The sequence below is a fragment of the Ramlibacter tataouinensis genome, from assembly GCF_001580455.1.
In the GTDB taxonomy this organism is placed as follows: Bacteria; Pseudomonadota; Gammaproteobacteria; order Burkholderiales; family Burkholderiaceae_C; genus Ramlibacter; species Ramlibacter tataouinensis_B.
Genome location: NZ_CP010951.1, coordinates 3,808,789 through 3,824,664 on the forward strand (window position 1 = coordinate 3,808,789; position 15,876 = coordinate 3,824,664).

A 15,876-nucleotide genomic window follows, 5' to 3' on the forward strand; every position below is an offset into this window, starting at 1 on the left:
CCGAAGCGCGTGTCTCAACGCTGAGAGGAATTCGAAGGCCCATGGCGGGCCTTCAAACCACCCAAGGATAAATCATGGTCGTGATTCGACTCTCCCGCGGCGGCGCCAAGGCGCGTCCGTTCTTCAACATCGTCGTTGCCGACAAGCGCACCCGCCGTGACGGCCGCTTCATCGAGCGCCTGGGCTTCTACAACCCGATCGCCAAGGGCGGCGAAGAGGGCCTGCGTGTCGCCCAGGATCGCCTGACCTACTGGAAGAGCGTCGGCGCCCAAGCCTCCCCGACGGTGGAGCGCCTCCTCAAGCAAGCCGCCGCCAAGACCGCGGCCTGAGACCCATGCCGAGCCGCCTCCCAGCCGAGCTTCCGGCGGGCCTGGAGGCGGTGGACCTCCCCCCCGATGCCATCGAAGTCGGCCGCATCGCCGACGCCTGGGGCATCAAAGGGTGGTTCAAGGTTCTCCCCCACAGCGCTTCACCCGAAGCGCTTTTTTCTTCCAGGCGCTGGTACCTGCAGCCGCCGGCCCAGGGCGGCAAGGCCTTCGCCGGCACCGGGCTGCTGCGCATCCGTGAGGCCAAGGAGCATTCCGATTCGATCGTGGCCCTGGCGCACGAGGTCGACGACCGCAACGCGGCCGAGGCCCTGAAGGGCGCCCGCGTCTTCGTCCCCCGTTCCAGCTTTCCGACGGCCGGCGACGACGAGTACTACTGGGTCGACCTGATCGGCCTGGATGTCGTCAATCGCGAGGGCGTGGCCCTGGGGCAGGTGCGTGAGCTGATGTCCACCGGGCCGCAGACCGTGCTGGTGCTCGCCTACGAAGCGGCGGGCAAGCCCCAGGAGCGCATGATCCCCTTCGTCTCGGCCTACGTCGACAGCGTGGACCTGCCGGGGCGGCGCATCATCGTGGACTGGCAGCCCGACTACTAGGGCCGGCTTCAGCCATGCGTTTCGACGTCCTCACTCTGTTCCCCGAGCTGTTCCCGCCCTTCCTCGCCAGCGGCGTGACGCGGCGTGCCTTCGAGACCGGGCAGGTGGACGTGCGGCTGTGGAACCCGCGCGACTACGCCCAGGGCAACTACCGGCGGGTGGACGACCGCCCCTTCGGCGGCGGGCCGGGCATGGTCATGATGGCGCAGCCCCTACTCGAATGCGTGGAGGCGGTCCGCGCGCAGCGCGGGGCGCCCGCGCCGGTGGTGCTGTTCTCGCCGGTCGGGGACAGGCTCGACCATGCCGCGGTGGCCAGGTGGTCGGCCGCCGAGGGCGCCATCCTGCTGTGCGGCCGCTACGAAGGCATCGACCAGCGCTTCATCGAACGCCACGTGGACGTCCAAGTGAGCCTGGGCGACTTCGTGCTGTCGGGCGGCGAGATCGCCGCCATGGCCTTGCTGGATGCGGTGGCGCGCCTGCAGCCCGGGGTACTGGGCGACCAGGACAGCCACCAGCTGGACAGCTTCAATCCGGGGCTGGACGGCCTGCTCGATTGCCCGCACTACACCCGGCCCGAGGAGTGGGAGGGCGTGCGCGTGCCGGCCGAACTGCTTTCCGGCCACCATGCGCAGATCGAGCGCTGGCGCCGCGAGCGGCGCCTGGAGATCACGGCACGGCGCCGGCCGGACCTGATCGAGGCGGCGCGGCGCCAGGGGCGCCTCACGCGGGCCGACGAAACCTTCCTGGCAGGCCTCTTGCTATAATGGCGGGCTTGCCGATCCTCTACCCGGTCCAAACACCCCCAACTTCATGGGCGCGGGCAAGATCACTGAGGTAACCATGAACATCATCCAGACCCTCGAACAAGAGGAAATCGCCCGCATGGGCAAAAAGATCCCCGAATTCGCCCCCGGCGATACGGTGATCGTCAGCGTGAACGTCGTCGAAGGCACCCGCAAGCGCGTGCAGGCCTACGAAGGCGTGGTGATCGCCAAGCGCAACCGCGGCCTGAACAGCGGCTTCACGGTGCGCAAGATCTCCAGCGGCGAAGGCGTGGAGCGTACCTTCCAGACCTACAGCCCGCTGATCGCCGGCATCGAAGTCAAGCGCCGCGGCGACGTGCGCCGCGCCAAGCTGTATTACCTGCGCGAGCGCAGTGGCAAGTCGGCCCGCATCAAGGAAAAGCTGGCGCACCACAACAAGCCCGCCGCCGAGTAATTCTCGCGAGGGCCTTGCCCGCAAGCCGCCGCCAGCGTCCTGCGCTCGCGGCGGTTTTTGTTTTTTGCTCCAATCCCTGCATGCCCATCCAGCCCGAACCCATCCCCGAGAACGCCATCCCGCTGTCGAAGCTGCCGAACTTCGACCCGCGGCGCGTGCCGGTGGCGGGCATCGACAGCCACCTGCCGGCGGTCGCGCCCCAGGCGCTGCTGCCGCAGGCCCTGCGGGCGCGGTTCGCCAGTCCGCCGACCTGGGAGCCCGAGGTCTGGGCCGAGCGCCGGTTCGCCGATCGCCCGCCCGCGCTGGCCTCGGTGCTGGTGCCGCTGGTGATGCGCGAGCACCCCACGCTGCTGCTGACCGAGCGCGCGACACACCTGTCCACGCATTCGGGCCAGGTCGCGTTCCCCGGCGGCAAGCGGGACGCCACCGACCGCGATGAGGCCCACACGGCGCTGCGCGAGGCGCAGGAGGAGATCGGCCTGGACCCCGCGCACGTGGAGGTGCTGGGCGCGATGCCGACCTACACCACCGGCACGCGCTTCATCGTCACGCCGGTGGTGGCGCTGGTCAACCCGAGCCACCGCCTGGTGTTGAACGCCCACGAGGTGGCCGACGCCTTCGAGGTGCCGCTGGAGTTCCTGATGAACCCGGCCCACCATCACCGCCATCAGCTGGAGGTGGAAGGCCTGCGGCGCGAGTGGTTCTCCATGCCCTACATGGACGGCGCCACCGAGCGCTTCATCTGGGGCGCCACGGCCGGGATGCTGCGCAACTTCTACCGCTTCCTGAGCGCCTAGGGCGCTAGGGCGGGCGCCTTGGGGCGCGCCCCGGGGTCAGAGGGGGTGCTCATTCGGGGCCTGGCCGCTATCATCGCCGCATGAGCTTTTTCGCCATCCTGTTCGCCCTGCTGATCGAGCAGGTGCGGCCGTTGGCGCGCCACAACCCGATCCACGCCATGCTCAGGGCCTGGGCGCGCTGGACCAGCACGAACTTCGATGCCGGCAAGCCCCAGCACGGTTGGGTCACCTGGGGCTTGGCGGTGCTGGCGCCCGCGCTGGTGGCGGCGGCCGTGCACTGGCTGCTCCTGATCTACCTGGGCTGGCCCCTGGCCCTGCTGTGGAGCGTGGCGGTGCTCTACGTCACGCTGGGCTTTCGCCAGTTCAGCCACCATTTCACCGACATCCGCGACGCGCTCGACGCCGGCGACGAGCGGCGCGCGCGCGAACTGCTCGCGCAGTGGCAGCAGGTGGATGCCAGCGAGCTGCCGCGCAGCGAGATCGTGCGGCACGTAATCGAGTATTCGGTGCTGGCCGCCCATCGCCACGTGTTCGGCGTGCTCGCCTGGTCCTCGGTGCTGGCCGCCTGCGGGCTGGGGCCGGCGGCCGGCGCGGTGTTTTACCGCATGAGCGAACTGGTGGCGCGCTACTGGAAATACCGCGCGCGCACGCAGGTGCAGCCCGTGAGCCCGGCCCTGCAGGCCGCGGCCGCCCGCGCCTGGGAGGCGATCGACTGGCTGCCCGCGCGGGCGACGGCCCTGGCTTTCGCGGTGGTCGGCAACTTCGAGGAAGCGATCGACTCCTGGCGCAACCATGCGCAGCGCTTCCCGAACGACAACGACGGCGTGATCCTGGCCGCCACCTCGGGCGCGGTGAACGTGCGCCTGGGCGGCGAGGCCCTGCAGCCGGCGTTCGCGCCGAATGCCTCGCAGGGCTTCAACGCGGACGGCACCCGTGTGCTGGAAGGCATCGAAAGCACGCCGGGACGCGAAGCCGAGATCGGCCACCTGCGCAGCATCGTGGGCCTGGTCTGGCGCTCGGTCGTGCTGTGGATGGTGCTGCTGGCGCTGCTGTCGTTCGCGCGGTTGCTCGGCTGAGGCCGCGGCCTAGTACTTCGGCTGCGACAGCTCTTCGAACAGCTCGCGGTAGATGCGGTGCCGTGAAGCGGCAATGCCGCCGGCTTCCACCGCGCCGCTCACGCAGCAGCCCGGTTCGTGCCGGTGCGTGCAGTTGTAGAAGCGGCAATGGCCCAGGTGCTCCTTCAGGTCCGGCATGCATTCGGCCAGCCGTGTCGGCTCGATGTGGTTCAGGCCGAACTCCTGGAAGCCCGGCGAGTCGATCACCGCGGTCTTCCTGTCCTCATCGACCCAGTACCAGGTCGTGGTCGTCGTGGTGTGCTTGCCCGAGTTGAGCGCGCGTGAGATCTCGCCCGTCTGCGCCGAGGCGCCGGGCACCAGCAGGTTGATCAGCGTGCTCTTGCCGGCGCCGGAGGGGCCCAGCACCAGCGTGGTCTTGCCCTCCAGGTGCTTCGTGAGCGTCTCCCGGTCGACCGCGCCCGACAGCCGCAGCGACAGCGGCAGCACGCCATAGCCCATGCGCTGGTAGGGCAGCAGCCGGGCCCAGGCCCGCTCGAAAGGCTCGACCAGGTCGCTCTTGTTCAGGGCCACCAGCGGCACGATGCGCTCGGCTTCGGCCGCCACCAGGGCCCGCGCGAGTTGGTGCTCCGAGAACTCCGGCTCCGCCGCGATCAGGACCAGGACCTGGTCGAGGTTGGCGGCGAAGGACTTGGTGCGGATCTCGTCCTGCCGGAAAAACAGATTGCGCCGGGCGTCGACCTTCTCGACCGTGCCCTCGTCGTGGGAGCGGCGCCAGAGCACCCGGTCGCCAACCACGGCGTCGTTCTTCTTGCCGCGCGGATGGCATATCAGCCGGTGGCCCTCGGGCGTTTCCACGAGCATGTGGCGGCCGTGGCTAGCGACCACCAGGCCGCGGTCCAATCCGTTCACGCCAGCAGCGCATCGACCAGCGATGCGCATTCGAAGTCGGTGTCGGTCAGGCCCTGGACGTCGTGGGTGTTGAAGCGCACCACGCAGCGGCTGTAGTGCACCGACAGATCGGGGTGGTGATCCTGCGCGTTCGCGATGAAGGCGACGGCATTCACGAACGAGATGGTCTCGTAGTAGTTGGCGAAGGTGTAGGTCTTTTCGATGGCGACGTCGGCGCCGCTGCCGGTCAGCTGCCAGCCGGGCTGGGTGGACAGCCGCGTCACGACCTCGGGGGGCGTCAGCGCGCGCCGCGGCAGCAGCGACCAATCCTTTTTCTTGAGCATGGACGTCATTGGGGACTTTCTCAGGCCGTCGCCATGCGCGCGAGCCGCTCGGAGGCCGGTGGGTGCGAGTAGTAGAACTTCACGAACAGCGGGTCGGGGGTCAGCGTGGAGGCATTGTCCTCGTAGAGCTTGAGCAGGGCGGCGGACAGGTCTTGGCCGCTGGCATGCTCCACCGCGTACGCATCGGCCTCGAACTCGTGCTTGCGCGACAGCTGCGCGAACATGGGCGAGACAAAGAAGGAGAACACCGGCACCGCAACCATGAACAGCAGCAGCGCCAGCGCATCGTTGGGCGCGCCCAGCGAGGGCCGCACGCCCAGCCCGGTGTAGAACCAGGCCTGCTGCGACAGCCAGCCGAGCAGCGCGAACGCCAGCAGCGAGATCAGGAAACCCGACACCGTGCGCTTGACGATGTGCCGGCGCTTGAAGTGGCCCAGCTCGTGCGCCAGCACGGCCTCCATCTCGCCGTGCGACAGCTGCGCCAGCAGGGTGTCGAAGAACACCACGCGCTTGTTGGCGCCGAAGCCGGTGAAGAAGGCGTTGGCATGGGCGCTGCGCTTGCTGCCGTCCATCACGAACAGGCCCTTGGCGGCGAAGCCGCAGCGCTCCATCAGGCGCGTCACGCGCTGCTTCAGGGTCTCGTCCTGCAGCGGCGTGAACTTGTTGAACAGCGGCAGGATGACGCGCGGCGCGATCCACATGACGAACAGCTGGTAAGCCGCCAGGAAGGCCCAGGCGTACAGCCACCACCAGCGCCCGCCCGCGGCCATCAGCCACAGCACCACCCACAGCAGCGGAAGGCCCAGCGCGATGCCAAGCAGCAGGCCCTTGATCGCGTCGGCGACCCACAGGCGCCAGGTCATCTTGTTGAAGCCGAAGCGTTGCTCGATCACGAAGGTCTGGTACAGCGTGAACGGCAGTTCCAGCGCGCCGCCGGCCAGGGTGAACAAGGCCACCAGTGCGAGCTGTTGCACCATGCCTTCGCCCAGCAGGCCGAGCAGCCACTGGTTGAGGGCATCGAGCCCGCCCAGCAGGGTCCACCCGAGCAGCACCGCGGCGCCGAAGGCCGTCTCCAAGAGCCCGAAGCGGGTCTTGGTGATGGTGTAGTCGGCTGCCTTCTGGTGGGCCGTCAGCGGCACGCGGTGCGCGAAGGCCGCGGGAACGCTCGCGCGGTGCAGGGCGACGTGCCGGATCTGCCGCGAGGCGAGCCAGAATTTGACCGCCAGCGTCGCCAGCAGGAAGGCGGCGAAGGCCAGCGTCATCAGGTAGGAGAGGGACATCCGCGGAAGTTTACGGCGACAATCCCAGCCCATGACCGTCGCCCCCCTGCCTGCCGCCCCTACGCTCGACAAAAGCGACCAGAACCTCATCTGGATCGACTGCGAAATGACCGGGCTGGACCCCGAGAACGACCGCCTGATCGAAATCGCCGTGGTCGTCACCGGTCCGAACCTGCTGCCGCGCGTGGAGGGCCCGGTCTTCGCCATCCACCAGACCGACGAGCAGCTCGACAAGATGGATTCCTGGAACAAGGGTACGCACGGCAAGAGCGGCCTGATCGACAAGGTCAGGGCGTCGACGATCACCGAGGCCCAGGCCGAAGAGCAGTTGCTGGCCTTCGTCTCGAAGTACGTGCCCAAGGGCGGCTCGCCCATGTGCGGCAACACCATCGGACAGGACCGCCGCTTCCTGGTCAGGTACATGCCGCAGCTCGAAGCCTTCTTCCACTACCGGAACCTGGACGTGAGCACGCTGAAGGAACTGGCCAAGCGCTGGCGGCCCGACGTGTACAGCGCGTTCAAGAAGCAGCAGGCGCATACCGCGCTGGCCGACGTGCACGAATCGATCGACGAACTGGCGCACTACCGCGAGAACTTCCTGAAGCTCGCCGGCGAGGGAGTGCTTGCGGGTTAACCCTGAATCTGCGACAATCTCATTCTCGGCTGCAACAGCAGCCACCGCGCATCTCCCCTCACACACAGCGGCTCCGTCACAGAAGAGCCACAGCACGCACGCCGCATGGCGTGAACAGCTGACAGTCGTTTGATGGTTGATGTCTTCCAGCCATCCTGACGACTGTGCCTGCCTCCCGGCAGCGCAGGCGTGTGAGTTTTTCATGACCGACACTTTTGATGTGCGGGGCGATTTTGCCTCCGCGGAATCCTTTGACACTGCCGACACCGCCATCGATCTGGCGCCCAACGGCTTCCTGAAACTGGGCCTGGCGCCCGAGCTGATGCAGGCGATCCAGGACCTGGGCTTCACCCAGCCCACGCCGGTGCAGGAGCAGGCCATTCCCATGGCGCTGCCGGGCGAAGGCGATGCCTCCTTCATCGACCTGATGGTTTCCAGCCAGACGGGCAGCGGCAAGACCGCGGCCTTCCTGCTGCCGGTGCTGCACACCTTGCTGCAGCAGCGCGCCGCCGCGCAGGCTGAGGAGCGTGCCGAGTTCGAACGCCTGGCCGCCGAAGCCGCGGCCAAGGGCGAGGCGCTGCCCAAGCGCCCGCGCCGAAAGGACCCGACCAATCCCCGTCACTTCACGGCGGCTACGCCCGGCGCGCTGGTGCTGTGCCCCACGCGCGAACTGGCGCAGCAGGTGGCGCATGACGCGATCGACCTGGTGAAGCATTGCAAGGGTTTGCGCATCGCCAACGTGGTGGGCGGCATGCCCTACCAGATGCAGATCGCGCGCCTGCAGAACGCCGACCTGGTGGTGGCGACGCCCGGCCGCCTGCTGGACCTGCAGCGCTCCATGCAGATCAAGCTGGAGCAGGTGCAGTTCCTGGTGGTCGACGAAGCCGACCGCATGCTGGACCTGGGCTTCGCCGACGACCTGGCCGAGATCAACCAGCTCACCGCCAAGCGCCACCAGACCATGATGTTCAGCGCCACCTTCGCGCCGCGCATCCAGCAGCTGGCAACCCGTGTTATGCGCGAGCCGCGCAAGATCCAGATCGACACGCCGCAGGAAAAGCACGCCAACATCAAGCAGGTGCTGTTCTGGGCCGACAACGCCCAGCACAAGCGCAAGATGCTGGACCACTGGCTGCGCGACGCCTCGATCAACCAGGCGATCGTGTTCGCCTCGACCCAGATCGAGTGCGACGGCCTGGCCACCGACCTGCAGCAGGCCGGCTTCCATGCCGTGGCGCTGCACGGCGCGCTCAGCCAGGGCCTGCGCAACCGCCGCCTGATGTCGCTGCGTAACGGCCAGGTGCAGATCCTGGTGGCCACCGACGTCGCCGCGCGCGGCATCGACGTGCCCTCGATCACCCACGTCTTCAACTTCGGCCTGCCGATGAAGGCCGAGGACTACACCCACCGCATCGGCCGCACCGGCCGCGCCGGCCGCGACGGCCTGGCGGTGACCTTCGCGGAGTTCCGCGACCGCCGCAAGATCTTCGACATCGAAGGCTTCACGAAGCAGCCGTTCAAGGCCGAGGTGATCCCGGGCCTGGAGCCGCAGCAGCGCTCGCCGCGCCCCGATTTCGGCGGCCGCGGCCGCGAAGGCCATGGCCGCGACCGCAAGTTCGGCGGCCGCAGCGGCGGCTTCGACGTGCGCCGCGGCGCCGGCGACGGCTACGGCCGCAAGCCGGGCTGGGGCGATTCGGCGCCGCGCAGCGAAGGCAGCGGCGCGAACCGCGGGGACGGGTTCGCCAAGCCGACGAAGCTGGGCAACGGCGGCAAGGTGTTCGTGCCGCGTGACCTGAAAAAGCGCCCGTACAAGCCGGCGCGCTGACGGTCGATTCCGCGGGCCGGCACCGAGCCCGGCCCGGTGGCCCCAACTCACAGGGGCAGGGCATCCAGGGGGCTGCGCGTTTCGCCTGCGGCGACCTTGAGCACGTGCGTGTAGATCATGGTGGTGCTGACATCGCTGTGACCGAGCAACTCCTGGACCGTGCGAATGTCCGTGCCGCCCTGCAGAAGGTGGGTGGCGAAGCTGTGGCGCAGCGTGTGTGCCGAGACGCGCTTGTGGATGTCGGCCTTCGCTGCGGCGGCCTTCATGGCGCGCTGCAGCCTCTCCTCGAAGAGGTGATGCCGCCGAACGATGCCTGAGCGCGGGTCGGTGGCAAGCGTGGGGGAAGGAAACACCCAGAACCATCCCCAGCTCTGGCCGACCTTCGGGTACTTCTTTTCCAGGGCATGCGGCACATCGACGCCCGCGAAGCCTTCCTTCCTGTCTTGTTCCCAGGCGACGCGCGCGAAGGCGACTTGGCGGCGAAGGGGCTCCGCCAGTGAGCTCGGGAGCATCACCACACGGTCTTTGTTCCCCTTGGCCTCGCGCACGATGATGACCTTGCGATCGAAGTCCACGTCCTTCACGCGCAGGCGCATGCCTTCCATCAGTCGCATGCCGGTGCCGTACAGCAGCCGGGCCACCAGGCTCACCGGCTCGCTCATGGCGCCAAGCAAGGCACCCACTTCGTCCAGCGTCAGAACCGTCGGGATGCGGCGCGTGTAGGCCGGGCGCTGCAGGCCGTCCAGCCAAGGCAGCTCCATGCCGAGCACTTCCTTGTAGAGGAAGAGCAGCGCACTGAGCGCCTGGTTGTGCGTGGACGACGAAACCCGCCGCTCGGTCGCCAGCATCGTCAGGAACCCCTCCACCTCGCGCGCGCCCAGCTCCCGAGGGTGGCGCATGCCGCTCCAGCGCACGAACAGGCGAACCCAATAGACATAGGCCTTCTCGGTGCGCAGGCTGTAGTGCAGGTAGCGGACGCGCTCGCGCAGCTGGTCCAGCAGCCGCGGTGCGCCCAGGGCGAAAACGTTGCGGTATTTCACGCTGCATTTATACTGTATCGGTATACAGTAGTAAACAGCTTGCCCGCATGAACGCTTGCTGGCAGACTCACCTCAACAGTAAAAGCGGCTACCGGATTTGTTTTATCCGGCACTTTTATCCGGCAGGGGCCAACATGGCGATTTGCGGGATATCAGGTCTTCATTCTTGGGACCTGAACTTTGACGGGGGGACAAAAAAATCAAGCCAGATCAGCTACTTACGGCGGCGCCTCGGCCAGCTTTATCCGGCACTTGCGGGATAAGAGGTCTGAACGTGCCGTCTAAATTACGTTAGAGCTCACATGAATCGGCGCGCGAAGTTGGCTCAATGGGATATCCCGTTCATCGCGGCCGGCGGTGTGACCCTGGTTGCTCGGGACCGTTGTGCCGCCTGCATAGGTCGACTTCTTAGGGAAGGCTGTGACCTGTTCGGATACGAAGGCTTCACGCTGTTTGCAGATGGCAAGTACCAGCCGAACTTGGAGTGGAGTGCAAGCTGGTCTGCTTCCGCCGTGCCCAGCGCGGCCGAGATCGTTGCCCAGCTCGAAGAGGCTCCGCCTGAGGTTACTCACTATGAGTTTGTGTTCCGCCATGATCTCTAACCCGTCACTCAAGCGGACGCGCCTTCGGCCCGCCGCTTACCTTCAACGTTAGAGCTCATGTTGCCAAAACTTATCCTCCGGCTTGCTGCTACGACGGTTATGGCGCTCGCGCTCCTTGCTAATGCCGGCGCACAGTCCCGAGACGCTGCCATGGCCATGGTCCGGGCGCTGAATCTTGGGTCAAATCTTCCGAGCATGACGTATCGAATGTCAAAGCTTACGCAGACGCAGCAAGGGGTTGTGCTTCGGCTCGGCCCAGTCCAGGCGGACGAGCTGCTTCGTGCGGAAATCGCGGCGGTGGTGCCGAAGTACCAGGACAAGTGGGATCAGAACCTTGCGCAAGCTTGGGCGCCCTTGATGTCCGCGGAGGAGTTCAAGTCCATCGCAGACAAGCGGCAACAGTCTCCGTTTGCGTCGAAGTTTTTGTCTATGCAGAACCAGGCAGGGGCGACGATGCAATCCACGTCCGAACCTTTGCTGACCGAAGTTGTGTCGGAGGTGATGGGCCGTGTTTGGGAAAAGGCATCGAAGGGAAAATGAAGAATCGCCATCGACGCCGCTCTAACAGGTCCTTCGACACGGACGCACAAGGGGCTCCGCGCGCTATGCGCACGGGCTTCGTGTGCGCCGGTCAAGTCCGACGTTAGACCTCACGATGAGCCCGCTGTCCGACGAAGAGAAGCTGTTCCAGGCCGCCCTTGACCTGGACGAGGCCGGTCGGTCCGCGGAAGCAGTGAAGCTTTTGAAGTCGCTCGTCGAGAGCCGTGAAAACCCAAGGCACCTTTTGGCCTACGCTCAATGCCTTGTCCGCGCAGGTGGTGATTGGAAGGAGGCCGTAGCTTGTCTGCAAGCTGCCTTGGGCAAGGAGCCGAAGTACTTTGAAGGGGGAACGCGCCTTTTCATGGCCGACCTTCTGATTCGAAATGGCTTCAAGTCGGAAGCCATCGAGCAATGGCGGATCGTCGCGAAGATGCCTCCCGATGGCTCCGGCTACGGCGCTGTACCAGATGAAGCTATCGTCATGTTGAAACGATATGAGGTCTAACAGGTCAATCGACACGGACGTCCCGGCCCAGGTGGCCGCTTCGCGGCAGCGCCTGGCCGCCGGTCATCTCCAACGTTAGAGCTCAAGTATCCAACCTCGATGACCAGCCCGTCCAACCCTTCGCCTTCTGTCGTCCCGAAACGTTGGGAACTGCTGGCATCACGAGTTCTGGGCGGCCTTGCAACGCTTTTTGGTTCCCTCGCAGTCGTGTCGCTCGTGTGGGCCTACTACAGCGCCGCCGCCGCACCGAACGTAGTTTTGCCACCTGTCGCCAAGGGGCTTACGCTGGGAGTTGGCATCCTCTTTGGCGGTGTGATCACCGGGGGCGTGCTATTCGCCGCTGGCTTGTTCTTCCTGGCTCTGAGCTTGGCGTTTCGCCCCCGGCCGCGGTGGCGCGCTCTATGGTTCGGGCTTCCGTGTCTAGCGTTCGCTGCGCTCTTGCTTGGCTATACGCGCGTCTAGGTACGAAGCATGAGCCCTAACATTACATTCGAGCGGACTGCCAAAGGCAGCCGCTCAATTTCACGTTAGGTCGCAGATGACGCGCCAGGATGTTATCGAGCGCATCCGCGAGTCCGCATCCCGTGGCTCCGCCACTCCGACCCTGGGGCCGAATCGAGCCCAGTACCTCGCGGAACAGACCGAGCTGCTTATTGGCTCAGTTATCGAACCTTCGTCCGCCACCGTCATAGGCGAAACGTACGGCTACGGTGTCTTCGACGAACTGAAGTCGGAGCACGTGCTCGCCGTGGCGCACGACGCTGATAGATGGTTGCTGTTTCGGCCGGTGAAGGGTGAGTACTCTCTAGCGCATGGCCCGGATGTGGAGCACCTCACCATTTGGGGCTTCTCGTCGCCGGACGCACTGGCAGAATGGCTAGGATGAAGGTGGAACTGCGACCTAACAGGTCAATCGACACGGACGTCCTGTCGGCGGGCTGCGCCCGCCTACTGGCCGCCGGTCATCTCCAACGTTAAGTCGCATGGAATCGAGCAACGTGTATGAGTTTCGCGTGCCTAACGGTGCCCCTCGGCAGTACCTGCACGCGTTGATCTTTCTGCATCTCTCAATTCTTGGAATGTTGCTGGCAAAACTCTCACTAGCCGCGGCACTTGTTGTTAGCGTTCCTGTGCTGATCGTTTGTGCCGCATTGGTCCAACTTGCGCGGCGCCGAGTTTGGGTCAGATTGTCCCAGGGTGGCATGGAGGGTCGCACTCTCCTGATAGTCCGCCGGCGTCTGAAGTGGGAAACCATCAATGGCGCTTTCATTCCACACACAAGGTCAATCCCGGTGTATTTGGTGGGCAAAATGGACGAAATGGGTATCCCACTTCCGTTCATGACCATCCGAGTTCCAAGATCGATCTGTGAGTCGCCGGAGTTCGTGCGGGCTGTGGCGGAACTTGCTCCACCTGGGCACCCGTTGCTAGCGAGGCGCGCCAGTGCAACTTAACATGTCAGTCGAGCGGATCGCCTACGGCGTCCGCTCACCTCTACGTTAGAGCGCACATGTTTCACGAATTACCGCTTCATGATGCAACCCTAAACAGCATCCAATTTGATTTGGGCCAAAGGAACATGCGTTCTTGACGTTGTTCTGGTTGGAGGGGGCAATCATTCCGACGTATCGGAGCTAACCGTGCCCAAACAACAGCCATGGGGTCCCTCTGTCTCAATAAATGCCCTTCGTTCTCCAACTCCCTTTGAGTTTGAGGTTGAGCTGCAGTCAGGAGATGTTTTGCGTATTACTGCGTCCTCTTGGTCACTAGCTAAGGTCGAGGTCGGAAATGCGCTCTAACACTTCGGTCAAGCGGGACCGTCTTCCGGCATGCCGCCTCCAGACGGCCCCTTACCTCCAACGTTAGGCGCGATGAGCCTTACTGCCGCGTTTGCCACTTATCCGGACGGCTCTTCGGTAGCCATCGGAGATCAAGTGCTTGCGGAAGGGGGCAAGGTCTCCGCTGTTGTCAGGAACTTCATCGTTACCCCCGAGGAGCTAGCTGAGTGGAACGTAGAAGAGGCGGGAGTGATGCTTGAGTCGCCGCCGTTCGGGCTACTGTTCATTCCTGCAAGCTTTCTTCGGGCCGAGCCATTGATGCGGAACGGAGATTCCTCATGACGTGCTTGTATCGCCTAACCCGGCGTTGCAGCGGACCGCCGCCAAGCTGCGCTTTCTGGCAGCGCTCTGACGCGGCCGCTGAACTTCAACGTTAGACCGCAGTAGACATGGTCGCTCTTTCACCCGCAGAGCTTTTCGCCGAAGTGAGGCTTCGTCCTGCCGTCAAGACGGACGCGGACACACTCTTCACAGACTATTTTGGGTTGGCCGAAACCGCGACATTTCTGCAACGTAAGTGCCACACGAGAATTGCCGAGACGGAGCATTTTGTTGAACGTTGGTGCAACTGGAAGTTAGGCGACCTTCGTGACAGCTTTGCTTGGGTGATTTGTGGGGTTGAGTCGAGCCGTCCGAACGGTATTGTCCTTGTCATTCGCGACCGACACGTCGCGGAAATTCACTTCGGCGTAGCTCCTGTCGTCAGTGGTCGGGGCATCGCTGGCCATGCCGTCTGCCTCGCGACAGATTGGCTGTTGGGCCAATCAGGCGTTCGGAGAGTCTGGACTGCGGTCGACGCGAGCCACGCGGCCTCACGACGTGTGCTTGAAAAGGCTGGCTTTAGCGAGGAGGGGTGTTTGCAGAAGTGGCTATCACTTCCGGCACTCGGCTCAGAGCCACGCGATGCCATCGCTCTTGCCAGAGTACGATGAGACCCAATCACATCCGGCCAAACAAGTCAATCGACACGAACGTCCAGGCGCAGGTAGCCGCATCGCGGCGGGTGCCTGGCCCCGACTATCTCCAATGTTAAGGCTCACAACATGACGCCACAACAACTCGTAGGGCTTGGGGTCCGTCTGTTCGCTCTCTGGCTGGCGCTGACCAGCATTGGGACGATCACTGCCATTCTCAGCACGCAACTCCCAGAGGGGGCGCCAAAGGGCTTGGGGATCGGCATGGGAGTCGCCTATCTCGTCGGATCGGCGGTACTTTGGTTCTTTCCAATGGTGGTGGCACATCGCCTGTTGCCGCGTACAACCCAATCCAATGCACTGTCCGCCGGCGCTATCGAGATCGCCCGTGCGGGAGCCTGTCTGCTTGGCCTATGGCTATTTGTGAAGACACTGCCTACCGCTGCTTGGTACGTCTTTCGCATGGCAGTTGTGACAGGCTCTGCCCCCGCCATAGAAGCGTTCAACGCCGATGCGAAAGTCGACATGGCAGTCATCGTCTTCCAATTGGTTCTCGCCGCGACGCTCATTCTGAAGTCGGACTCCTTTGCCACGTTCGCAGTCTCATCCTCCGACTCCACTGGAGACCTGGAGAGGTGAGCTCTAACATGGCAGTCAACGCGGACGTCTTGCGGCGTACGCCCGCTTCGCGAGATCCTGGCGCTAGTCGCCGGTTACTTCTACGTTAGAGCTCATTGTGCCAAGTCAGACTTTGATCCGTGCCCTCGACCCGAGCGATGATCTCGTGGCGCTCACTGCTCTCATTCACGCCGCGTATGCACCACAGGCCGAGCGTGGCTTGCGTTACTGGGGTACGCACCAGACCGTTGAAGATACACGCACCCGCTTCGCGGCAGGTCACGGTTTCGTCGCGGAACTGAACGGTCGATTCGTCGGCACCATCACCGTTAGACCACCGCAGCCCGCATCGCCCGTGCAGATCTATCGTGATCCGGGCACGTGGTCAATCGGGCAGTACGCGGTCCATCCGGAGTTGAAGGGCAATGGCTTGGGTCGCCAATTGCATGAACGGGCGGTCAAGCATGCTCGGGACCACGGAGCGGTCACAATGGCCCTAGACACGGCGCAGCCGGCAGTGAGCCTCATTGCAATGTATCGGCGGTGGGGTTATGAAGTGGTTGGGGAAGCAGACTGGCGGCCCCACACGAACTACTCGAGCGTCATCATGAGCAAGTCCATTTTGAGAGGTGACGTAGAAGATGAGCTCTAACAAGTCATTGCAGCGGACCGGCTACGGCGTCCACTGAATTCCGACGTTAGATCGCATGACGCTGTTGCTCCTCGTCGCAGCTGCTGCCTTTGGGTTCCTGGCGATCGATGCTTGGCGTATGGGTAGGCCACCACACAATGCGCCGTATGAGGTGGAGGCGAAAGAACGGGGAGAGTCTGTCGC

The 15,876-nt window shown here is 64.6% G+C and carries 20 protein-coding genes; 16 read left to right on the plus strand and 4 right to left on the minus strand.

All coding sequences use genetic code 11. The features are described 5' to 3' along the window. Positions 1 to 74: 74 nt before the first annotated feature. From rpsP to UC35_RS17675, 6 genes are all read left to right on the plus strand, one after another. Positions 75 to 329, plus strand: a complete 255-nt coding sequence (gene rpsP, locus UC35_RS17650; protein ID WP_061501986.1) for a 30S ribosomal protein S16 — start codon at positions 75 to 77, stop codon at positions 327 to 329. A gap of 5 nt (positions 330 to 334) precedes the next feature. Beyond that, positions 335 to 922, plus strand: coding sequence for a ribosome maturation factor RimM (rimM, locus tag UC35_RS17655; RefSeq protein ID WP_061501988.1), 588 nt, complete (start codon positions 335 to 337; stop codon positions 920 to 922). Between the two features lie 14 nt (positions 923 to 936). After that, positions 937 to 1,686 carry a tRNA (guanosine(37)-N1)-methyltransferase TrmD gene (gene trmD / locus UC35_RS17660; RefSeq protein ID WP_061501990.1) on the plus strand — a complete coding sequence of 250 codons (750 nt, stop codon included), beginning with the start codon at positions 937 to 939 and terminating at the stop codon, positions 1,684 to 1,686. 76 nt (positions 1,687 to 1,762) lie between these two features. After that, on the plus strand, positions 1,763 to 2,140 hold the full coding sequence (gene rplS, locus UC35_RS17665) for a 50S ribosomal protein L19 (protein WP_061503908.1): 378 nt from the start codon (positions 1,763 to 1,765) through the stop codon (positions 2,138 to 2,140). A gap of 80 nt (positions 2,141 to 2,220) precedes the next feature. Then, positions 2,221 to 2,937, plus strand: a complete 717-nt coding sequence (locus tag UC35_RS17670) for a CoA pyrophosphatase (RefSeq protein ID WP_061501992.1) — start codon at positions 2,221 to 2,223, stop codon at positions 2,935 to 2,937. An 80-nt stretch (positions 2,938 to 3,017) separates the two neighbouring features. Next, entirely contained in the window at positions 3,018 to 4,013 is a 996-nt protein-coding gene (locus tag UC35_RS17675; RefSeq protein WP_061501994.1) for a CobD/CbiB family protein, read from the plus strand. A gap of 9 nt (positions 4,014 to 4,022) precedes the next feature. Here UC35_RS17675 and rsgA read toward each other — a convergent pair whose 3' ends face one another. The 3 genes from rsgA to UC35_RS17690 are packed head-to-tail and all read right to left on the minus strand — an operon-like array spanning position 4,023 to position 6,525. Then, entirely contained in the window at positions 4,023 to 4,952 is a 930-nt protein-coding gene (gene rsgA, locus UC35_RS17680) for a ribosome small subunit-dependent GTPase A (RefSeq protein WP_061501996.1), read from the minus strand. Then, positions 4,919 to 5,254, minus strand: a complete 336-nt coding sequence (locus tag UC35_RS17685; RefSeq protein WP_061502000.1) for a 4a-hydroxytetrahydrobiopterin dehydratase — start codon at positions 5,252 to 5,254, stop codon at positions 4,919 to 4,921. The genes rsgA and UC35_RS17685 overlap by 34 nt, the downstream gene beginning before the upstream one ends. Positions 5,255 to 5,265: 11 nt before the next feature. Next, a complete protein-coding gene (locus UC35_RS17690; RefSeq protein ID WP_061502002.1) occupies positions 5,266 to 6,525 on the minus strand; it encodes a M48 family metallopeptidase in 1,260 nt (419 codons plus the stop codon). A 31-nt stretch (positions 6,526 to 6,556) separates the two neighbouring features. Between UC35_RS17690 and orn the strand changes: the two genes are divergently transcribed. Further along, positions 6,557 to 7,159 carry an oligoribonuclease gene (gene orn / locus UC35_RS17695; RefSeq protein ID WP_061502004.1) on the plus strand — a complete coding sequence of 201 codons (603 nt, stop codon included), beginning with the start codon at positions 6,557 to 6,559 and terminating at the stop codon, positions 7,157 to 7,159. Between the two features lie 202 nt (positions 7,160 to 7,361). Continuing rightward, complete coding sequence (locus UC35_RS17700) at positions 7,362 to 8,984, plus strand: DEAD/DEAH box helicase (RefSeq protein WP_061502007.1); 1,623 nt, start codon at positions 7,362 to 7,364, stop codon at positions 8,982 to 8,984. 47 nt (positions 8,985 to 9,031) lie between these two features. Here the strand turns inward: UC35_RS17700 and UC35_RS17705 are convergent, their stop codons facing one another. Beyond that, complete coding sequence (locus UC35_RS17705; RefSeq protein WP_061502009.1) at positions 9,032 to 10,024, minus strand: integron integrase; 993 nt, start codon at positions 10,022 to 10,024, stop codon at positions 9,032 to 9,034. A gap of 302 nt (positions 10,025 to 10,326) precedes the next feature. On the opposite strand from UC35_RS17705, the gene UC35_RS17710 reads away from it, so the two are divergent. From UC35_RS17710 to UC35_RS17740, 8 genes are all read left to right on the plus strand, one after another. Beyond that, entirely contained in the window at positions 10,327 to 10,626 is a 300-nt protein-coding gene (locus tag UC35_RS17710) for a hypothetical protein (protein WP_061502010.1), read from the plus strand. A 195-nt stretch (positions 10,627 to 10,821) separates the two neighbouring features. Beyond that, positions 10,822 to 11,166: a hypothetical protein gene (locus tag UC35_RS17715; RefSeq protein ID WP_145979524.1), complete on the plus strand. Its 345-nt coding sequence runs from the start codon at positions 10,822 to 10,824 to the stop codon at positions 11,164 to 11,166. A gap of 115 nt (positions 11,167 to 11,281) precedes the next feature. After that, on the plus strand, positions 11,282 to 11,671 hold the full coding sequence (locus UC35_RS17720) for a tetratricopeptide repeat protein (RefSeq protein WP_145979525.1): 390 nt from the start codon (positions 11,282 to 11,284) through the stop codon (positions 11,669 to 11,671). A 538-nt stretch (positions 11,672 to 12,209) separates the two neighbouring features. After that, a complete protein-coding gene (locus UC35_RS17730) occupies positions 12,210 to 12,557 on the plus strand; it encodes a hypothetical protein (RefSeq protein WP_061502016.1) in 348 nt (115 codons plus the stop codon). 985 nt (positions 12,558 to 13,542) lie between these two features. Then, a complete protein-coding gene (locus UC35_RS23740) occupies positions 13,543 to 13,791 on the plus strand; it encodes a hypothetical protein (RefSeq protein ID WP_145979526.1) in 249 nt (82 codons plus the stop codon). 107 nt (positions 13,792 to 13,898) lie between these two features. Next, positions 13,899 to 14,441, plus strand: a complete 543-nt coding sequence (locus UC35_RS24520) for a GNAT family N-acetyltransferase (protein ID WP_082793355.1) — start codon at positions 13,899 to 13,901, stop codon at positions 14,439 to 14,441. A 111-nt stretch (positions 14,442 to 14,552) separates the two neighbouring features. Continuing rightward, a complete protein-coding gene (locus tag UC35_RS17735; protein ID WP_061502018.1) occupies positions 14,553 to 15,062 on the plus strand; it encodes a hypothetical protein in 510 nt (169 codons plus the stop codon). A gap of 112 nt (positions 15,063 to 15,174) precedes the next feature. After that, positions 15,175 to 15,693, plus strand: a complete 519-nt coding sequence (locus UC35_RS17740) for a GNAT family N-acetyltransferase (RefSeq protein ID WP_227820364.1) — start codon at positions 15,175 to 15,177, stop codon at positions 15,691 to 15,693. Positions 15,694 to 15,876: the final 183 nt, after the last annotated feature.